The sequence below is a fragment of the Rhizobium sp. RAF56 genome (assembly GCF_052113965.1).
Taxonomy (GTDB): Bacteria; Pseudomonadota; Alphaproteobacteria; order Rhizobiales; family Rhizobiaceae; genus Rhizobium.
The window spans coordinates 1-613 of the sequence record NZ_JBFRDU010000136.1 but is presented as its reverse complement, the minus strand read 5'-3'; the positions used below and the strand labels follow the sequence as shown (position 1 = coordinate 613).

The 613-nt window shown below is 58.9% G+C and carries 1 protein-coding gene; it reads right to left on the bottom strand.

The annotated features are described in order from the left end of the window. The coding region (locus AB4048_RS28940; protein WP_442205366.1) for a COG4705 family protein at positions 1-613 on the bottom strand (613 nt) is incomplete at both ends.

Genomic DNA, 613 nt, shown 5'->3' with positions numbered 1-613 from the left:
CTGGCTGGACGTTTCTTCACGTCGATGACCAGCCTCTATTGTCATATAGATTACAGTCAGAACGATGACGCCAAGAAACGCGAAGCTTGTATAGATCGTCCCGAAACCCAAGCCGCCATACTCCGACGGCTGGGCAAGCAGGTCGCCGAACGAGGCTCCCAGAGGCCGTGTGAAGATATAGGCCAGCCAAAAGGCGAGGATGCTGTTCAGGGACAGGAAGTAGTAGGCGCCCGCAACGAGTGCGATCACACCGAGGAACAGACCGGCGGTCGCCAGGTATCCGATGTCGAACCTCTCGGCCACAAGATCGCCGGCGGCCGTTCCCAGAGCGAAGGTAAACAGGATCGCCAGCCAGTAGAAGGTTTCTCGCCGGTTCGTGAAGATGGTGTGGATCGAAAGCGTTCCCTCAAGGGCGTACCAGGCCGCGAAGGTGGCCGCGAGGGCGATCACGAAGATGACGGTCGACACTTCAAGCGGCACGCCAAGATTGTCCGTTAGATTGTCGGTGACGAGCGTGCCGACAACGCTGATGAGCACGACCGCGCTCCAGTAGGCCCACGGTACATAGCGCTTCTGTCCGAGCTGGGCGACGATCGCGATGCAAAGTACAGTC